Origin of the sequence: Halomonas ventosae (genome assembly GCF_004361885.1) — a bacterium.
GTDB classification, from domain to species: Bacteria; Pseudomonadota; Gammaproteobacteria; order Pseudomonadales; family Halomonadaceae; genus Halomonas; species Halomonas ventosae_C.
The window spans coordinates 1-15,144 of record NZ_SNWH01000036.1; the positions used below are offsets into that span (position 1 = coordinate 1).

Consider the following 15,144-nt stretch of genomic DNA (forward strand, 5'->3'; position numbering starts at 1 on the left):
TCGGCTAGCACTTCCCCTTGCCGGGCGTGCAGGGGACTTTCACCCCCAAGTCATTCCAAGGCACCACCCTTGGAAACAGCGCCAGTCAGGCGCTGCGCGCCATGCCTGGCGCACACGCAAAAGCCCCTTGGCGGATGCCGCCAAGGGGCTGACTCTCTGAAACTTGTTGGTGGAGCCTAGCGGGATCGAACCGCTGACCTCAACACTGCCAGTGTTGCGCTCTCCCAGCTGAGCTAAGGCCCCACGTCGTTCCCGTATGGCGAGAACGGGCAGAATACTACGCAGCCCTGCCGAAGGCGTCAACCCCACACCGGCCATTTTGCTCTGCTGCCTTATGCGAATTCCTCTTAGGGGCGGTATATGTCAGGCTAGCCAAGCTGATGCCGAGTCGGCCCCTAGCATGTCATGGCAGCGATCTTTCCTGGCCTCGTCTCGGGACGACATCCACCACGTCTTCAGGAGTGTCTGCATTGATCAAGGTTCTCGTCGCCGATGACCACCACCTGGTTCGGACCAGCATCGCTCACCTGCTGAATGCCGAGCGCGGCATCCGCGTGGTCGGTGAAGCCGCCGATGGAGAGGAGGCCATCAGCAAGGCACGCAAGCTCGAGCCCGATATCGTGCTGATGGATATCCGCATGCCCGGCATCGGCGGCCTGGAAGCCACTCGCAAGATCAATCGCTTCGCCAGCGACATCCGCATCCTGGTACTGACCGCCTTCATCGAGGAAACCTTCGCCCAGCGTCTGCTCGAGGCCGGGGCCCACGGTTTCATCAGCAAGGGCTGCCAACATGAAGAAATGGTCGAGGCCATCCACTGTGTGTTCGGCGGAAAGCGCTATATCAGCCCCGAGATTGCTCAGCGGCTGATCCTGTCGCGCATCGATGCGCCGGATAATCCTTTCGACCAGCTCTCCCAGCGCGAGCTCCAGGTCGCCATGATGATCGTTAACTGCCAGCGCGTCGCCGATATCGCCGACCGCATGTTCTTGAGCCCCAAGACGGTCAACACCTACCGCTACCGAATCTTCGAGAAGCTAGGCGTGGCCTCCGATGTGGAGCTGACCCACCTCGGTCTGCGTCACGGTCTGGTCGATGGCTTCTCAGAGGTAGACTGAGCGCATGGTAGGCGAACCGATCTGATAGAATGACGCTCCGTTTCCTGGTTCACGATACGCCGTTTCCATGAACTTCGATTCCCGCGACTTCCTCGGCAGCGTCAGCGAATCCCCGGGGGTCTACCGCATGCTCGACGAGCACGGCGAGACCCTCTACGTCGGCAAGGCACGTCGCCTCAAGGCGCGTCTGGCAAGCTACTTTCGCGGGGCGCTCAACACCAAGACCCAGGCGCTGGTTGGCCGTATCGCCGACATCCAGGTGACGGTGACCAACAGCGAGACCGAGGCCCTGCTGCTTGAGCAGACACTGATCAAGCAGTTGCGCCCGCCGTACAACATCCTATTGCGTGACGACAAGTCCTACCCTTTCGTCTTCGTCAGCGACCCCCACCCCTTTCCCGCCCTGGAGTACAAGCGTGCCCGGGTGCGCCGCGACGACGGTCGCTACCTCGGCCCCTATCCCAGCAGCAACGCCGTACGCGAGAGCCTGTCGCTGATGCAGAAGATCTTCCGCATCCGCAACTGCGAGGACAGCGTCTTTGCCCATCGCACCCGACCTTGTCTGCAGTACCAGATACAGCGCTGCAGCGCCCCTTGCGTGGGTCATATCAGCGAAGCCGACTATCGGCGCGACCTGGAACACGCCGTAATGTGTCTCGAGGGCAGAAGCGAGGTGGTGACCCGTGAACTGAGCAAGGCCATGGAAGCAGCCAGCGAACGCCTCGACTTCGAGGAGGCTGCTAGGCTGCGCGACCAGATCCAGCATCTGCGCCAGATGCAGCAACGCCAGTTCGTTGACACCGGCGGCGGCGATGCCGATGTCTTCGCGTTGGCCAGCCGCCCTGGGGCGCTGTGCATCTCAGTGCTTACCGTTCGCCAGGGCCGGCTGCTGGGAGCGCGGCACCATGCCCCCGTCAACGGACTCGACCTGGGATCGGAGGCGTTGCTAGGCGACTTCGTCAGCCAATTCTACCTGGGTCAGGCCAGAGAGATCCCGTCGGAGGTGATCACCAGCCATCCGCTACCGGACGCCGATCTGCTCGCTCAGGCGCTAGGGGAGCGCGCCGGCAAGCGCATTCGTCTGACCGACCAGGTTCGCGGTCATCGCGCCCAGTGGCGGGAACTGGCGCGCACCAATGCCGAACAGCAGCTGACCAGCCAGCTGGCGAGCCAGACCCAGCTCTCGAAACGCTTCGCGGCCCTGCGCGAGGCCCTGGCACTCGAGGACACCCCCCGCCGCCTGGAGTGCTTCGACATCAGCCACAGCCATGGCGAGGCCACCGTGGCCGCCTGCGTGGTATTCGACGAGAACGGGCCACGCAAGTCCGACTACCGCCGCTTCAACATCGAGGACGTGGCCGCTGGTGACGACTATGCCGCTATGCGCCAGGCGCTGACCCGCCGCTTCAAGCGAATCCACGAAGGCGAGCCCCCGGACATCCTCATCGTCGATGGCGGCAAGGGGCAATTGAACATGGCCAGAGAGGTGTTTGCCGAGCTGGGTGTGAGTGGCGTTACCCTACTCGGCGTGGCCAAGGGCACCACGCGCAAGGCGGGGCTCGAGACCCTGTTCGTCGAGACCGTCGATCACAGCTTGGACCTCGACGGCTCATCTCCGGCCCTGCATCTGATCCAGCATATCCGCGACGAGTCGCATCGCTTCGCCATCGCCGGACATCGAGCACGCCGCGACAAGACACGACGCACTTCTACCCTGCAGGACATCCCGGGCGTGGGGCCGCGTCGCCGCCGCGAGCTGCTGCGCTTCTTCGGCGGCCTGCAAGGGGTCAGGCAGGCCAGTCGCGAGGAACTGGCGCGGGTCCCCGGCATCAGTGCCACCCTGGCCGAGACGATTCATCGCGCCCTGCATGGATGAGCCGGGCCCCGGCGGATAGAATGAGGGGGTTTCCGGCATCTCCCAAGCAAGGACCGCACCTCCCGATGAACATACCCAACCTGCTCACCCTGGCCAGAATCCTCTCCATCCCGCTGTTGGTGTTGCTGTTCTATCTGCCCTTCGCCTGGAGCATGCCCCTGGCCGCCGCGCTGTTCGCGCTGGCTGCGGTGACCGATTGGCTCGATGGCTATCTGGCCCGGCGCTGGAACCAGTCCACGCCCTTCGGCGCCTTCCTCGACCCAGTGGCCGACAAGCTGATGGTGGCCGTGGCCCTGGCCCTGCTGATCGAGCGCTACGAGGCCATCTGGCTGACCCTGCCGGCGCTGGTGATCATCGGCCGCGAGATCGTCATCTCGGCGTTGCGTGAATGGATGGCCGAGATGGGCAAGCGTGGCCAGGTGGCGGTATCCTGGATCGGCAAGGTCAAGACCACCCTGCAGATGATCGCCCTGCTGGTGTTGCTGGCCTTCGCCCCGGGGACACCCCTTGCCCTGCTCGGTGTGGTGACCCTCTATGTGGCGGCTTTACTGACGCTATGGTCGATGTTTCTTTATCTCAAAGCAGCATGGCCGCACCTGAGCAGCTCGATGCGCTGAGAGGGAAGAAAACTGTTTGACAGTCACCGGCTTATCCGTATAATTCGCTCTCGAGTTCAGCGGGAATAGCTCAGTGGTAGAGCATCGCCTTGCCAAGGCGAGGGTCGCGAGTTCGAATCTCGTTTCCCGCTCCAGACTCAAGGCAACATCACGAGTGGAAGAGTGCGACTTCGAGGGTCGCGAGCCGGTACGCCGGTCCGATCAAATCTCGTTTCCCGCTCCAGACTCAAGGCAACATCACGAGTGGAAGAGTGCGACTTCGAGGGTCGCGAGCCGGTACGCCGGTCCGATCAAATCTCGTTTCCCGCTCCAGACTCAAGGCAACATCACGAGTGGAAGAGTGCGACTTCGAGGGTCGCGAGCCGGTACGCCGGTCCGATCAAATCTCGTTTCCCGCTCCATTCCCCACATCAGTGACACGACTCCTTAGGCTGGATGGCAGAGTGGTTATGCAGCGGACTGCAACTCCGTGTACGCCGGTTCGATTCCGACTCCAGCCTCCATTATTCCCCCGTTTCCCGCTCAGAACCGTGCCGCCCGGATGGCGAAATTGGTAGACGCAAGGGACTTAAAATCCCTCGGTGGCAACACCGTGCCGGTTCGAGCCCGGCTCCGGGCACCAGCTTGCTGCTTGCACCCTTCCAGCATGCCTCGGGAGCGCCTCACCGCGGGTCTCACCTGCCACCTGGGCCCCTTCGAGCACCTGCCTCGCCGAGCACCTTACCATTGCATCAAGGCAGAGGCCTTGGCCATCACGCGAGTCACCACGCAAGAGGGAAAGCCAGATGACCGACGGCAAGCATGAGGTGCTGATCATCGGTGGCGGGATCGCCGGACTGGCTCTGGCCCTGGAGGTCGCCGACCATCGCCGGGTCACGCTGCTGCGTCCCGAGAGCGACGACCAGGGTGCCAGCCGCTGGGCCCAGGGCGGCATCGCCGCCGTGCTCTCCCCCCAGGACGATATCGAGGCCCATGTGGCCGACACCCTGGTGGCCGGCGACGGCCTGTGCGACCCGCAAGCGGTGCGCTTCACCGTGGAGCAGGGGCCCTCGACCATCGAATGGCTGCTGACGCTCGGCGTGCCCTTCACGCCTGACGCCAGTGCCGATGCCGGCTATCCCTACCACCTCACCCGCGAGGGCGGCCATGGCGCACGACGCATCATCCACGCCGACGATGCCACCGGCCGCGCCGTGGTCGAGACCCTCAGGCAACACGTCGAGGCCCACCCCAACATCCGGCTGCATGGCGAGCTCACCGCCATCGGCCTGATCGGCGACAACGAAGGCCACTGCCGCGGAGCACGCTGCCTGGATGCCGCTGGGCGGCTACACGAGCTCACTGCCGAGGACACCGTGCTCGCCACCGGCGGGGCCAGCGGCCTCTATCGTCACACCACCAGCCCTCAGCCGGCCAGCGGCGAGGGCATGATGATGGCCGCCGAACTCGGCGCCGAACTGATGAACCTGGAGTTCCAGCAGTTCCATCCCACCTGCCTCTATGACCCTCAGGGCCCCGCCTTCCTGATCAGCGAAGCGGTTCGTGGCGAGGGCGGGCTGTTGATCGACGCCGCGGGCGAGCGCTTCATGCCGGCGGTGGACCCCCGGGCCGAGTTGGCGCCCCGCGACATCGTCGCCCGCGCCATCGATGCCCAGATGCAGCGCACCGGCAGCGACCATGTCTACCTGGATATCCGCCACCTCGGTGAGGCCGCGATCCGCCTCCATTTCCCGACCATCCATGCCCACTGCGCCAGTCGCGGGCTGGACATCGTGCACCAACCGATCCCGGTGGTACCCGCTGCCCACTACAGCTGCGGCGGAATCACCACCGACCTCGCCGGCGCCACCACGGTGCCGCGACTGCATGCCATCGGCGAAGCGGCCTGCACGGGACTGCACGGCGCCAATCGCATGGCCAGCAACTCCCTGCTGGAGTGCCTGGTCTATGCCCGCAGTTGTGGCCGACGGCTACGCACGGCGCAAGCCGAGCCAAATGCCACGCCGTTGCCGATGCCACGCGGAGAGCAGCGAGTGGCCCTGGAAAGGATCGAGCAGATTCGCGAAGCGATGCGTCAGCTGATGAGCACCCGGGTCGCCATTGTGCGCACCGACCAGGGTCTTGAGGAAGCCGCCTGTGGCTTGGAGACGTTGTATCACCGGCTAGCCCCCCAGATGAAGGACGTCATCCCCTCGGTACCCCTGACGAATCTCTGGCATGCCCTGCGCCTGGCCCGCCTCACCGTAGCCTGCGCCCGGGCGCGACGCGAGTCTCGCGGTCTGCATTACAACCCGGATTGCCCGACACATGGCGACGCATTTCCCCAGCCCTCCCGGATCACGCTTCGGGCCCTGGAGGACCTGGAGGAGGGCACGTGATCCCCCACCCCCTTAACGACGCTCGTCGCCATCAAGGCAACGGCAGCAGCTCACGTCGCAGGCGACGCAGCGATTCCACGTCGCTGCTGTCGGGCCATAGCCACAGCCGCCGTCCGTCGAGCCTCAGCCCGATCAGCCAGGGACCCAGGTAGTCGCAGCGCAGGCTCACCGGTTGCCAGGCCTGGGCAGCGCTGTCGCGCCATGACCACTCCGCGCCACCCGTCGCCTTTGGCGTTCCATGCAGTTCACCCTGAAAGCGTGGCCTGGCGAGTGTCACCAGCACCCCGCCCAGCAACGCTCCTGCGAGCACGCCTGCCACGGGCGCTACCCCCACCCCCACCACGCCGGCGACCGCCGCGGCGCAGCTCCCATGAGCCGCCAGCGATAGCCTAGAGGTTGCGATAGCGATCGTTGTCGGTGGTCTCGGCATGCTCGACGATCAACTTGAGAATACGCCGCCGCGCCGGTTCCTCGGGCCACTCGCGGCGCATCAACCAGATAAACAGATCCTGATCCTCCTCCTCGATCAGTGATCGGAAGGCCGCCTGGTCGGCTTGATCCAGCTCACCATAGCACTGCTCGAGGAAGGGAATCAGCAGCAGGTCCAGTTCCCACATGCCGCGCCGCGAATGCCAGTAAAGGCGCTTGCGCAGGATAGCTTGCGTAGATGAATCGTCGCTCAAGGTTAGCCTCGTCAAGTGGCATGGGTGTCTTGCCAGTATACCCGACCCCCGCTTTGCCAGCAGCCCGACGATGACAGGCCTCTTTCTGACTCGAAAAAAGGTCGTAATGCGTTGTTTTTCAGATATTTGCACAGTATGCTTTGGAAAAACAACAACGCCGGGATCGCGTCGACCCAGGTAGGAGCGCACGGAGTAGAGCCGATGACCAAGTCCGAACTGATCGAACAGATCGCCATGCGACAGCCTGAGCTGTCGGTCAAGGAAGTCGAGGCGGCGGTACGCCTGATCCTTGATGACATCACCGACACCCTCGCCGAAGGAGGACGCGTGGAAATCCGTGGCTTCGGCAGCTTTTCGCTGCACTATCGCAAACCGCGAGTGGGTCGCAATCCCAAGACGGGAGAACCGGTCGCACTCGACGGCAAGTTCGTGCCACACTTCAAACCCGGCAAGGAGCTGCGCGAACAGGTGGATGCCAGCCGCGCGCTCGGCTACTAAGCGGCGCCCCGCGACCGCCGACTCTCCTTCAACCGACATGGGAACAAGCACATGCGTTGGCTAAAAGGCCTGATCCTGGCCATTATCCTGCTGGCGGTGCTGCTGATCGGCATTCTCTTTGCCGTCAATAACCAGCAGGCCCTGCCACTCAATCTCATCTGGATCGAGCTGCCTGCCGCCTCGCTCTCCGTTTGGTTACTTGCCTCGCTCGCCGTGGGTGTGCTGCTGGGGATGCTGGCCATGAGCGGTGTCTACCTGCGGCTGCGCACCCGGCTGACCCGCGCCCAGCGGCACAACCAGCAGCAGCGCAAGGAACTTGACCGCCTGCGCGTGCAGGAGATTAAGGAACTTCCCTGACATGCCCGATGTTTTGCTGCTGGCCCTGCTGGTGGCGGCCGTCGCCATCGGCTGGTGGCTGGGCCGCCGGGAGCGCCAGGGCACCGGCAAGACATCACAGCCGCCGGCACTGGCACGGGACTACTTCGTCGGCCTCAACTACCTGCTCAATGATCAGCAGGACCGGGCCATCGAGACCTTCATCGGCGCGCTGGAAGTCAACAGCGACACCATAGAGACCCACCTGGCGCTAGGTAACCTCTTCCGCACCCGGGGCGAGGCCGACCGTGCGCTGAAGATCCACCAGAACCTGCTCGCCCGGCCGACACTGACCGCCGGGCAGAGCGACAGGGTCCAACTCGAGCTCTCCCGCGACTTCCTCGCCCTAGGACTGCTCGACCGCGCCGAGCGCCTGCTGCAGGGCCTGGTGCGCGACAGCCAGGATGACGAGCTGCGCGATGCGGCCAGGCGGCTGCTGGTCGACCTGCTGGAACGGGAGGGCGAATGGCAGGCCGCGCTGGATATCGCCCTGCCCAGGCTGGTCCGCCAGCACGACGACATCCGCCGCGCGGCGGCGCACTGGCTCTGCGAGCTGGCCGAACAGGAGCGTCATTCGGCCAGCCCCGTGCTGGCCAGGCGGCACCTTCGCCAGGCACTGACCACCGACCCGCAATGCGTGCGCGCCAACCTGCTGCTGGCCGCCATGGAGCACGACACCGAGCAGTACAAGGCCTCCATCCGGCTGCTCAGGCGGATTCCCGACCAGGACCCCGCCTTCACCCCCACCATCCTCGAGCCCCTGGCCCGCGCCTATCGCCTGCTGGACGACGAGCAGGGCCTGATCCGCTGCCTGCAGGAGCTTCTCGAGCAGGCACCCTGCACCAGCGTGATCATCCGCCTGGCCGAGACGTTGCGCCACCATCACGGCGATGACCAGGAGGCCCTGGCGCTGGTCACTGAGCAGCTCGACCATGCCCCGAGCCTGGGCGCAATGCACTACCTGCTGACCCTCTACCGGCACAACGACAGCGGCGAGGAGGACGAGCGCCTCGCGCTGCTGCAGCGCCACACCCAGACCCTGGTCCAGGCCATGCCCCGGCACCGCTGCCGTCGCTGCGGCTTCTCTGGTGAACGGCTGCATTGGCAGTGCCCCCGCTGTCGCAACTGGGGCACCACCAAGCCAATCACCGGCATCGAGAGCCAGTAGCCGCGCTCAGCCGCCGGAAAGCTCGCTCTCGATGGCGGCCAGGGCGGCCATTGGCTCCTCCGCTTGGGTCACCGGTCGTCCCACTACCAGATGGGTACTGCCGGCGGTCACCGCTTGTGCTGCGGTCATCACCCGACGCTGGTCACCGGCCATGGCGAAGCTCGGCCGAATACCCGGGGTCACCTTCAGAAACTCCTTGCCACACAGCTCATCCAGGCGTGATGCCTCATGCGCCGAGCAGACCACTCCGTCCATGCCACTGTCACGAGCCAGCATGGCCAGCCGCTCGACCTGCTCGGCCAGCGGCGCCTCGATACCCACCTCGACCAGATCCTCCCCCTGCATGCTGGTCAACACCGTCACCGCAATCAGCCGAGTCTCCAGCCCCTGCCGCTCGAGGCGCTCGCGCGCTGCCTCCATCATCCGGCGGCCACCGCTGGCATGCACATTGACCATCCATACGCCCTGCTCGGCGGCGGCCTGGATGGCCCCCGCCACAGTAGTGGGGATGTCGTGGAACTTGAGATCCAGGAACACCTCGAAGCCGCGGCCGTGCAAGGCATCGAGCACCTCGGGACCACTGCGGGTAAAGAGTTCCTTGCCGACCTTGAGTCGACAGCGGGCGGGATCGAGGCGATCGGCCATGCACAAGGCGGCATCCAGGGACGCATAGTCGAGGGCGATGATCAGCGGGGAGGCGGTGGACACGGGCGGGCTCCAGACAGCAAGGGTGGCGCGGGCAAGAATATCAATGATAGTTGACATAGCATGTCAGCAAAGTCGTCGATCATCTTACGCAAATGCTGACATGCCGCGTCCACTTTCGATGACATGGCCACCGGCACAGGCCCACTAGCTTGATAGGGGCAGACCGGCGCAGCACGGAGTCGGCTGCAACCCTCCAAAAGCCAGGAAAAGGGAACAACATGAAAGATGCCTTCACACGACGCCTATCCGGCCTGTTGCTGGTCATGCTGCTGAGCCTAGCGCCCTTCGTCGCCGGCCAGGTACTGGCCCAAGCAATGGAGCCGATCAACATCAACAGTGCCGACGCAGAGCTGCTGGCTGAGCTACCCGGCATCGGGGAAACGCGCGCAGCCGCCATCATCGAGGACCGTGAGGCGAACGGCCCCTACCAGAGCGCCGAGGAGCTGACCCGCGTCAACGGTATCGGTGAGCTGACCGTGAAAGGGCTCGCCGACCAGATAACCTTCTGAACCTGCCAGTCGAGGACGCCGGCCGAGTGCCCGGCGTCCTCTCTTCGAAAAAACCTTAGCGGCTAGAGGCGCAAGCCACCGTCACACTCGATTACGCGGCCAGTAAAGTAATCATTGGTCATGATGAAGGCCACGCTTTCGGCGATGTCCTCGGGCTGGCCGAGGCGTTTGAGCGGCACCCCTGACGTCAGCTTATCGAGCATGTCCTGGCGCATAGAAGCGGTCATCTCCGTCTCGATGAAGCCCGGCGCCACCGCCCCCACGCGAATGCTATAACGCGCCAGCTCCTTTGCCCAGGTTGTGGTCAGCGCCACCACAGCGGCCTTGGCTGCGGCATAGTTACTCTGCCCCATGTTCCCCGCGCGAGAGATGCTCGAGATGTTGACAATGACACCCTGATGACCGGCCTCGATCATCTGCACCGCCGCTTCCCGACCACACAGGAAGACGCCCGTCAGGTTGACATCGAGCACCTGCTGCCACTTGTCCAATGATAATGTCTTCTCCACCTTGCCATCCCGGGCTTTGACCAGCAGACCATCGCGGACGATACCTGCATTGTTGACCAGGCCATGGATGGGGCCCAGCGATGATGCGATGTCGCTAAAGGCCTGTCTCACCGCTGCCTCATCGGCCACATTGGCGATGAAGCCACGGGCCTCGATTCCCGCGGCATGCAGCGAGGAGACGGCACGGTCCAGAGTAGCGGAGTCCACGTCCAGCAGAGCGAGCCTCGCTCCCTGACCACCAAGCTGACGTGCCATGGCCAGGCCGAGGCCTTGCGCGCCGCCGGTGATGGCGATGACGGTATTATCGAGTTGCATCGGCACTTCTCCAATGGGGGGAAATCTCGCTGGCCTTAAGGCTGCACGGCAGCCGCGGGGAATGACCAGCTGTCGGTAAGGGGTCGTCATGCTGCACTGCACCACACCATAGCAAAAAGCGGAAGTACCTTCCATCGTCCACCTGGGAACAAGCCAGTGGCTTGAATTTCGTTGCCCTGCCCCCATCACCTGCAAAACGCCACACGCGGAGTCCCCATGCCCTTTCTTGTCCTCTTCACCGTCTTCGCCCTGCTCGACTTCGTCATCCTCTTTTCGATTGGCAGCCAGATCGGTCTGCTGAGCACCCTGCTGCTGGTCCTGGCGACCGGATTCATCGGCCTGCAGCTGATCCGCCGCGAAGGCGTGGCCACCTTCGCCCGTGCCCAGGAGCGCATGGCCAAGGGCGAGATCCCGTCGGGTGAGTTACTGACCGGGGCGGCACTGATCTTTGGCGGCGCTCTGCTGATGGCCCCCGGCTTCCTATCCGACGCCCTGGGCTTCATGTGTCTGATCCCCAATACGCGGCGACTGCTGGCCAAGTGGCTGGGCTGGGTGGGAGTGCATGTGAAGAGCCTGCACCTGAATGCCAGGACCTACCGGCCGCGCCAGGCCACCGATGCCGACTGGCAGCAGGCCGGCCCGCGGCGGGAATCCCCCGACGCGGGCGACCAGCACGCCCATGGCCATCGTCAGGACGCTCCGCTGGAGGGCGAGTTCCTCTCGCGTGACGACTCACGCTGAGAGGGAACAAAAAATTTTCATCGGGGGCCTTGAAAGCCCAACGCCGAGCCCCACTTATCCGACAGCATCAGGATTCGGCACGGGATAATCCCCGAGCCATCGACAAGGAAGGCGATAACCGCCTCCACCCCGCAGCTGGACTGCGGGTTGATGATGAAAACGTCCAGGCAATGCCCTGGCACAGCAAACCATCAGGAGAACGTGAGCAATGAACATCCGTCCCTTGCACGATCGCGTCGTGATCCGTCGCGTTGAAGAAGAACAGAAGACCGCAGGCGGCATCGTGCTTCCGGGAAACGCCCAGGAAAAGCCCACGCGTGGCGAGGTGCTGGCCGCCGGTAATGGCCGGATCCTCGACAACGGCGACGTCCGCCCACTCGACGTCAAGGTTGGGGACACCGTGATCTTCAAGGATGGCTTCGGCGTCGAGAAGCAGAAGATCGACGGCGAGGAAGTGCTGATCATGAGCGAATCCGACATTCTGGCCGTCGTCGAAGGCTGATACCGGACACGACCCGCAACTGTTTGATACTGACGTTCACGAACTCACAGGAAGCATACGAAAATGGCAGCAAAACAAGTCAAGTTCTCCGATGATGCCCGCAAGCGCATGGCGCGCGGCGTCGATCTCCTGGCCAATGCCGTCAAGGTCACCCTGGGGCCGAAGGGTCGCAACGTGGTGCTGGAGAAGTCCTTCGGTGCACCGACCGTGACCAAGGACGGCGTCTCCGTGGCCAAGGAGATCGAGCTCAAGGACAAGTTCGAGAACATGGGCGCCCAGATGGTCAAGGAAGTCGCGTCCAAGACTTCTGACGTGGCCGGTGACGGCACCACCACCGCTACCGTGCTGGCCCAGACCATCGTCACCGAGGGCATGAAGGCGGTGACCGCGGGCATGAACCCGATGGACCTCAAGCGCGGCATCGACCAGGCCGTGGCCGCCGCCGTCGAGGGCGTTCAGGAACTCTCCGTACCCTGCACCGACGCCAAGGCCATCGCCCAGGTCGGCACCATCTCCGCCAACGGTGACAAGCGTATCGGCGAGATCATCGCCCAGGCCATGGAGAAGGTTGGCAAGGAAGGCGTGATCACCGTCGACGAGGGTCGCGGTTTCGAGGATGAACTAGATGTCGTCGAAGGCATGCAGTTCGACCGTGGCTACCTGTCGCCCTACTTCGTTACCAACCAGGACACCATGGCGGTCGAGCTGGAAGACCCCTACATCCTGCTGGTCGACAAGAAGATCTCCAACATCCGCGAGCTGCTGCCGACACTGGAAGCCGTCGCCAAGGCGGGCAAGCCGCTGGTGATCGTCTCCGAGGATATCGAGGGCGAGGCGCTGGCCACGCTGGTGGTCAACACCATGCGCGGCATCGTCAAGGTCGCCGCCGCCAAGGCACCAGGCTTCGGCGATCGCCGCAAGGCCATGCTCCAGGACATCGCCATTCTCACCGGTGCTACGGTGATCTCCGAGGAAGTCGGGCTGACCCTCGAGCAGGCGACCCTGGACCACCTGGGCACCGCCAAGCGCGTGACCATGTCCAAGGAGAACACCACCATCATCGATGGTGCCGGCAAGGACAGTGACATCGAGGCACGTGTCAACCAGATCCGCGCCCAGATCGAGGAGACCTCCTCCGACTACGATCGCGAGAAGCTCCAGGAGCGCGTCGCCAAGCTCGCCGGCGGAGTCGCCGTCATCCGTGTCGGTGCCGCCACCGAGATCGAGATGAAGGAGAAGAAGGCCCGCGTCGAGGATGCCCTGCATTCCACTCGCGCCGCCGTCGAGGAGGGCGTGGTGCCTGGGGGCGGTACTGCCCTGGTACGCGTGCTGACCAAGCTGGCCGGCCTCAAGGGTGACAACGAGGACCAGAACCACGGCATCGCCCTGGCGCTGCGCGCCATGGAAGCCCCGCTGCGCCAGATCGTCACCAACGCCGGCCAGGAAGCCTCCGTCATCCTCAACAAGGTCAAGGAAGGCGAAGGCAACTTCGGCTACAACGCCCAGACCGGCGAGTTCGGTGACATGTTCGAGATGGGTGTGCTGGACCCGGCCAAGGTGACCCGTTCCGCGCTGCAGTCCGCCGGTTCCGTCGCCGGCCTCATGATCACCACCGAGTGCATGATCGCCGACGACCCGGAAGAGAAGGACACCGCACCGGATATGGGCGGCATGGGCGGCATGGGTGGTATGGGCGGCATGATGTAAACCAGCCCCCTGCCCCAGGCCTTGCCTGATCGAGACCCCCGCCGGGAGACCGGCGGGGGTCTCTTTAGCTATAAGCCTTAAGCTGGGAGACAATCTTGACCGGACCACGACTCGGGTGAATGACTCGAGCCCGAGGGGTTCTTACAGCTTATAGCTTACGGCTTACAGCTTTCCGCCCAATCAGTACACTACGCGCTCATCTCGCATAGAGCCGACTCATGCTCTCCAACATCCGCATCGTCCTCGTCCAGACCTACCACCCCGGCAACATCGGCGCCTCGGCCCGGGCCATGAAGACCATGGGCCTGAATGATCTGGTGCTGGTCACCCCCCGGCAGTTCCCCGACCCCGAGGCCTCGCGGCTGGCCGCGGGCGCCGAGGACCTGGTCGACAACGCTCGGGTGGTCGGCTCGCTGGCCGAGGCGGTAAGCGAGTGCGTCCAGGTCGTCGGGGCCAGTGCCCGGCTGCGCAGCCTGCCGCTACCCCACTTCGACGAGCCGGACGAGATGGCCCGGGCACTGGTAGCGCAAGCCAGCTATGATCCGGTGGCGCTGGTCTTCGGCCGCGAGCGCTTCGGCCTGACCAACAACGAGATCCGCTGCTGCAGCCACCAGGTGAGCATCCCCGCCAATCCCGACTACGGCGTGCTCAACCTCTCCCAGGCGGTACAGGTCCTGGCCCACGAGCTCTTCACCGCCTGGCGGCGCCGCCCTGCCAGCGGCTATCGCTCAGCGCGACCGGCAGAGGAACGTCAGCCGACGCGCGAACAGCTCGGCCATTTCCACGACCATCTGCGCCGGGTGATGCAGCACAGTGGATTCATCACCCAGCCCCACGCCCGCACCGAGGACCAGCTGGAGGCCCTGTTCGCCCGAGCCCGGCCGAATCGCAAGGAACTCTCGCTGCTGCGTGGCCTGCTCGCCTCGCTGGAGAGCCACCTGCCCGACGCGTGACGGCCACGGGTGGGTCGAAGCTAATGACCAGTGGGACCAGTACTGATGAGCATCGACAACGGGCTGTCATCCAGCCGTCACCCGGCCATCACGCGCTTGTCATGGCAATCGGCGATAACAGCGGGGACAGGCAAGGGACACTGCCGGCAGGACGCCAGGGACGCGAGGGGGCTGGAGCCCCTCAGGGAGTTCGGTATCGGGACGATACCCAGGGAGGAGTGAGACCGCCACGGCGCCCGCGTCGTGGCGTTTTTCATGGGCGGCGATCCAGAGACTCCCTGTACAGAGCCGGGCAGCACTCGAGCTGCTGCATCAGGCTTGCCGCCAGACGGTTGAGGCGCGGCGGCACCTGAAGAAGCGGGGCCCCTCGAGGAGACGCTCGATCGCCTCGCCTAAAGTGGACCCCACGGTCAAGACAGAATTTGCCTGAGTTTAAGCTAATGCCTCGGCCATGTTCGCAGCGGCACAGCGCTGCCCTGTTGCTTCG

The 15,144-nt window shown here is 64.4% G+C and carries 16 protein-coding genes and 4 tRNA genes; 15 read left to right on the forward strand and 5 right to left on the reverse strand.

Translation table 11 applies throughout. The annotated features are described in order from the left end of the window. Positions 1 to 167: 167 nt before the first annotated feature. Positions 168 to 243, reverse strand: a tRNA-Ala gene (locus DFO68_RS14790). A gap of 227 nt (positions 244 to 470) precedes the next feature. Between DFO68_RS14790 and uvrY the strand changes: the two genes are divergently transcribed. From uvrY to nadB, 7 genes are all read left to right on the forward strand, one after another. After that, the gene (gene uvrY, locus DFO68_RS14795) at positions 471 to 1,118 is read left to right on the forward strand and encodes a UvrY/SirA/GacA family response regulator transcription factor (protein ID WP_133484393.1); all 648 of its coding nucleotides are present in this window, start codon (positions 471 to 473) and stop codon (positions 1,116 to 1,118) included. Between the two features lie 67 nt (positions 1,119 to 1,185). Beyond that, positions 1,186 to 2,994 (forward strand): excinuclease ABC subunit UvrC, encoded by a 1,809-nt coding sequence (gene uvrC / locus DFO68_RS14800; protein WP_133484394.1) that lies wholly within the window; start codon positions 1,186 to 1,188, stop codon positions 2,992 to 2,994. A 65-nt stretch (positions 2,995 to 3,059) separates the two neighbouring features. After that, on the forward strand, positions 3,060 to 3,611 hold the full coding sequence (pgsA, locus tag DFO68_RS14805) for a CDP-diacylglycerol--glycerol-3-phosphate 3-phosphatidyltransferase (protein ID WP_133484395.1): 552 nt from the start codon (positions 3,060 to 3,062) through the stop codon (positions 3,609 to 3,611). A 59-nt stretch (positions 3,612 to 3,670) separates the two neighbouring features. Further along, positions 3,671 to 3,745, forward strand: a tRNA-Gly gene (locus tag DFO68_RS14810). A gap of 295 nt (positions 3,746 to 4,040) precedes the next feature. Then, positions 4,041 to 4,114: transfer RNA gene (locus DFO68_RS14815), tRNA-Cys, on the forward strand. A 32-nt stretch (positions 4,115 to 4,146) separates the two neighbouring features. Beyond that, positions 4,147 to 4,233, forward strand: a tRNA-Leu gene (locus tag DFO68_RS14820). Positions 4,234 to 4,396: 163 nt separating this feature from the next. Further along, a complete protein-coding gene (nadB, locus tag DFO68_RS14825) occupies positions 4,397 to 5,989 on the forward strand; it encodes an L-aspartate oxidase (protein WP_133484396.1) in 1,593 nt (530 codons plus the stop codon). A 31-nt stretch (positions 5,990 to 6,020) separates the two neighbouring features. On the opposite strand, the gene DFO68_RS14830 is transcribed toward nadB, so the two are convergent. Together DFO68_RS14830 and DFO68_RS14835 are read right to left on the reverse strand one after the other, a co-directional pair. Further along, on the reverse strand, positions 6,021 to 6,308 hold the full coding sequence (locus DFO68_RS14830; protein WP_133484397.1) for a hypothetical protein: 288 nt from the start codon (positions 6,306 to 6,308) through the stop codon (positions 6,021 to 6,023). A 70-nt stretch (positions 6,309 to 6,378) separates the two neighbouring features. Next, complete coding sequence (locus tag DFO68_RS14835) at positions 6,379 to 6,672, reverse strand: succinate dehydrogenase assembly factor 2 (protein WP_133484398.1); 294 nt, start codon at positions 6,670 to 6,672, stop codon at positions 6,379 to 6,381. A gap of 201 nt (positions 6,673 to 6,873) precedes the next feature. Here DFO68_RS14835 and DFO68_RS14840 point away from each other — a divergent pair, with 201 nt between their 5' ends. From DFO68_RS14840 to lapB, 3 genes are read left to right on the forward strand one after another with little or no spacing between them, the layout of a single operon-like run. Next, positions 6,874 to 7,170: an integration host factor subunit beta gene (locus DFO68_RS14840; protein ID WP_133484399.1), complete on the forward strand. Its 297-nt coding sequence runs from the start codon at positions 6,874 to 6,876 to the stop codon at positions 7,168 to 7,170. Positions 7,171 to 7,221: 51 nt separating this feature from the next. Beyond that, positions 7,222 to 7,527, forward strand: coding sequence for a lipopolysaccharide assembly protein LapA domain-containing protein (locus DFO68_RS14845; RefSeq protein ID WP_133484400.1), 306 nt, complete (start codon positions 7,222 to 7,224; stop codon positions 7,525 to 7,527). A 1-nt stretch (position 7,528) separates the two neighbouring features. Beyond that, positions 7,529 to 8,713, forward strand: a complete 1,185-nt coding sequence (gene lapB, locus DFO68_RS14850; RefSeq protein WP_133484401.1) for a lipopolysaccharide assembly protein LapB — start codon at positions 7,529 to 7,531, stop codon at positions 8,711 to 8,713. Between the two features lie 6 nt (positions 8,714 to 8,719). Here the strand turns inward: lapB and pyrF are convergent, their stop codons facing one another. Then, positions 8,720 to 9,421 carry an orotidine-5'-phosphate decarboxylase gene (pyrF, locus tag DFO68_RS14855; protein WP_133484402.1) on the reverse strand — a complete coding sequence of 234 codons (702 nt, stop codon included), beginning with the start codon at positions 9,419 to 9,421 and terminating at the stop codon, positions 8,720 to 8,722. Between the two features lie 218 nt (positions 9,422 to 9,639). Here pyrF and DFO68_RS14860 point away from each other — a divergent pair, with 218 nt between their 5' ends. After that, entirely contained in the window at positions 9,640 to 9,930 is a 291-nt protein-coding gene (locus DFO68_RS14860; RefSeq protein WP_133484403.1) for a ComEA family DNA-binding protein, read from the forward strand. Between the two features lie 62 nt (positions 9,931 to 9,992). On the opposite strand, the gene DFO68_RS14865 is transcribed toward DFO68_RS14860, so the two are convergent. Continuing rightward, on the reverse strand, positions 9,993 to 10,754 hold the full coding sequence (locus DFO68_RS14865; RefSeq protein WP_133484404.1) for an SDR family oxidoreductase: 762 nt from the start codon (positions 10,752 to 10,754) through the stop codon (positions 9,993 to 9,995). 216 nt (positions 10,755 to 10,970) lie between these two features. On the opposite strand from DFO68_RS14865, the gene DFO68_RS14870 reads away from it, so the two are divergent. The 4 genes from DFO68_RS14870 (at position 10,971) to DFO68_RS14885 (ending at position 14,657) form a co-directional block, all read left to right on the forward strand. Beyond that, on the forward strand, positions 10,971 to 11,495 hold the full coding sequence (locus DFO68_RS14870; RefSeq protein WP_133484405.1) for an FxsA family protein: 525 nt from the start codon (positions 10,971 to 10,973) through the stop codon (positions 11,493 to 11,495). Positions 11,496 to 11,703: 208 nt separating this feature from the next. Beyond that, positions 11,704 to 11,997, forward strand: a complete 294-nt coding sequence (locus DFO68_RS14875) for a co-chaperone GroES (RefSeq protein ID WP_133484406.1) — start codon at positions 11,704 to 11,706, stop codon at positions 11,995 to 11,997. A gap of 63 nt (positions 11,998 to 12,060) precedes the next feature. Beyond that, positions 12,061 to 13,704 carry a chaperonin GroEL gene (gene groL, locus DFO68_RS14880; RefSeq protein ID WP_133484407.1) on the forward strand — a complete coding sequence of 548 codons (1,644 nt, stop codon included), beginning with the start codon at positions 12,061 to 12,063 and terminating at the stop codon, positions 13,702 to 13,704. A 218-nt stretch (positions 13,705 to 13,922) separates the two neighbouring features. Then, on the forward strand, positions 13,923 to 14,657 hold the full coding sequence (locus DFO68_RS14885) for an RNA methyltransferase (protein WP_133484408.1): 735 nt from the start codon (positions 13,923 to 13,925) through the stop codon (positions 14,655 to 14,657). Positions 14,658 to 15,144: the final 487 nt, after the last annotated feature.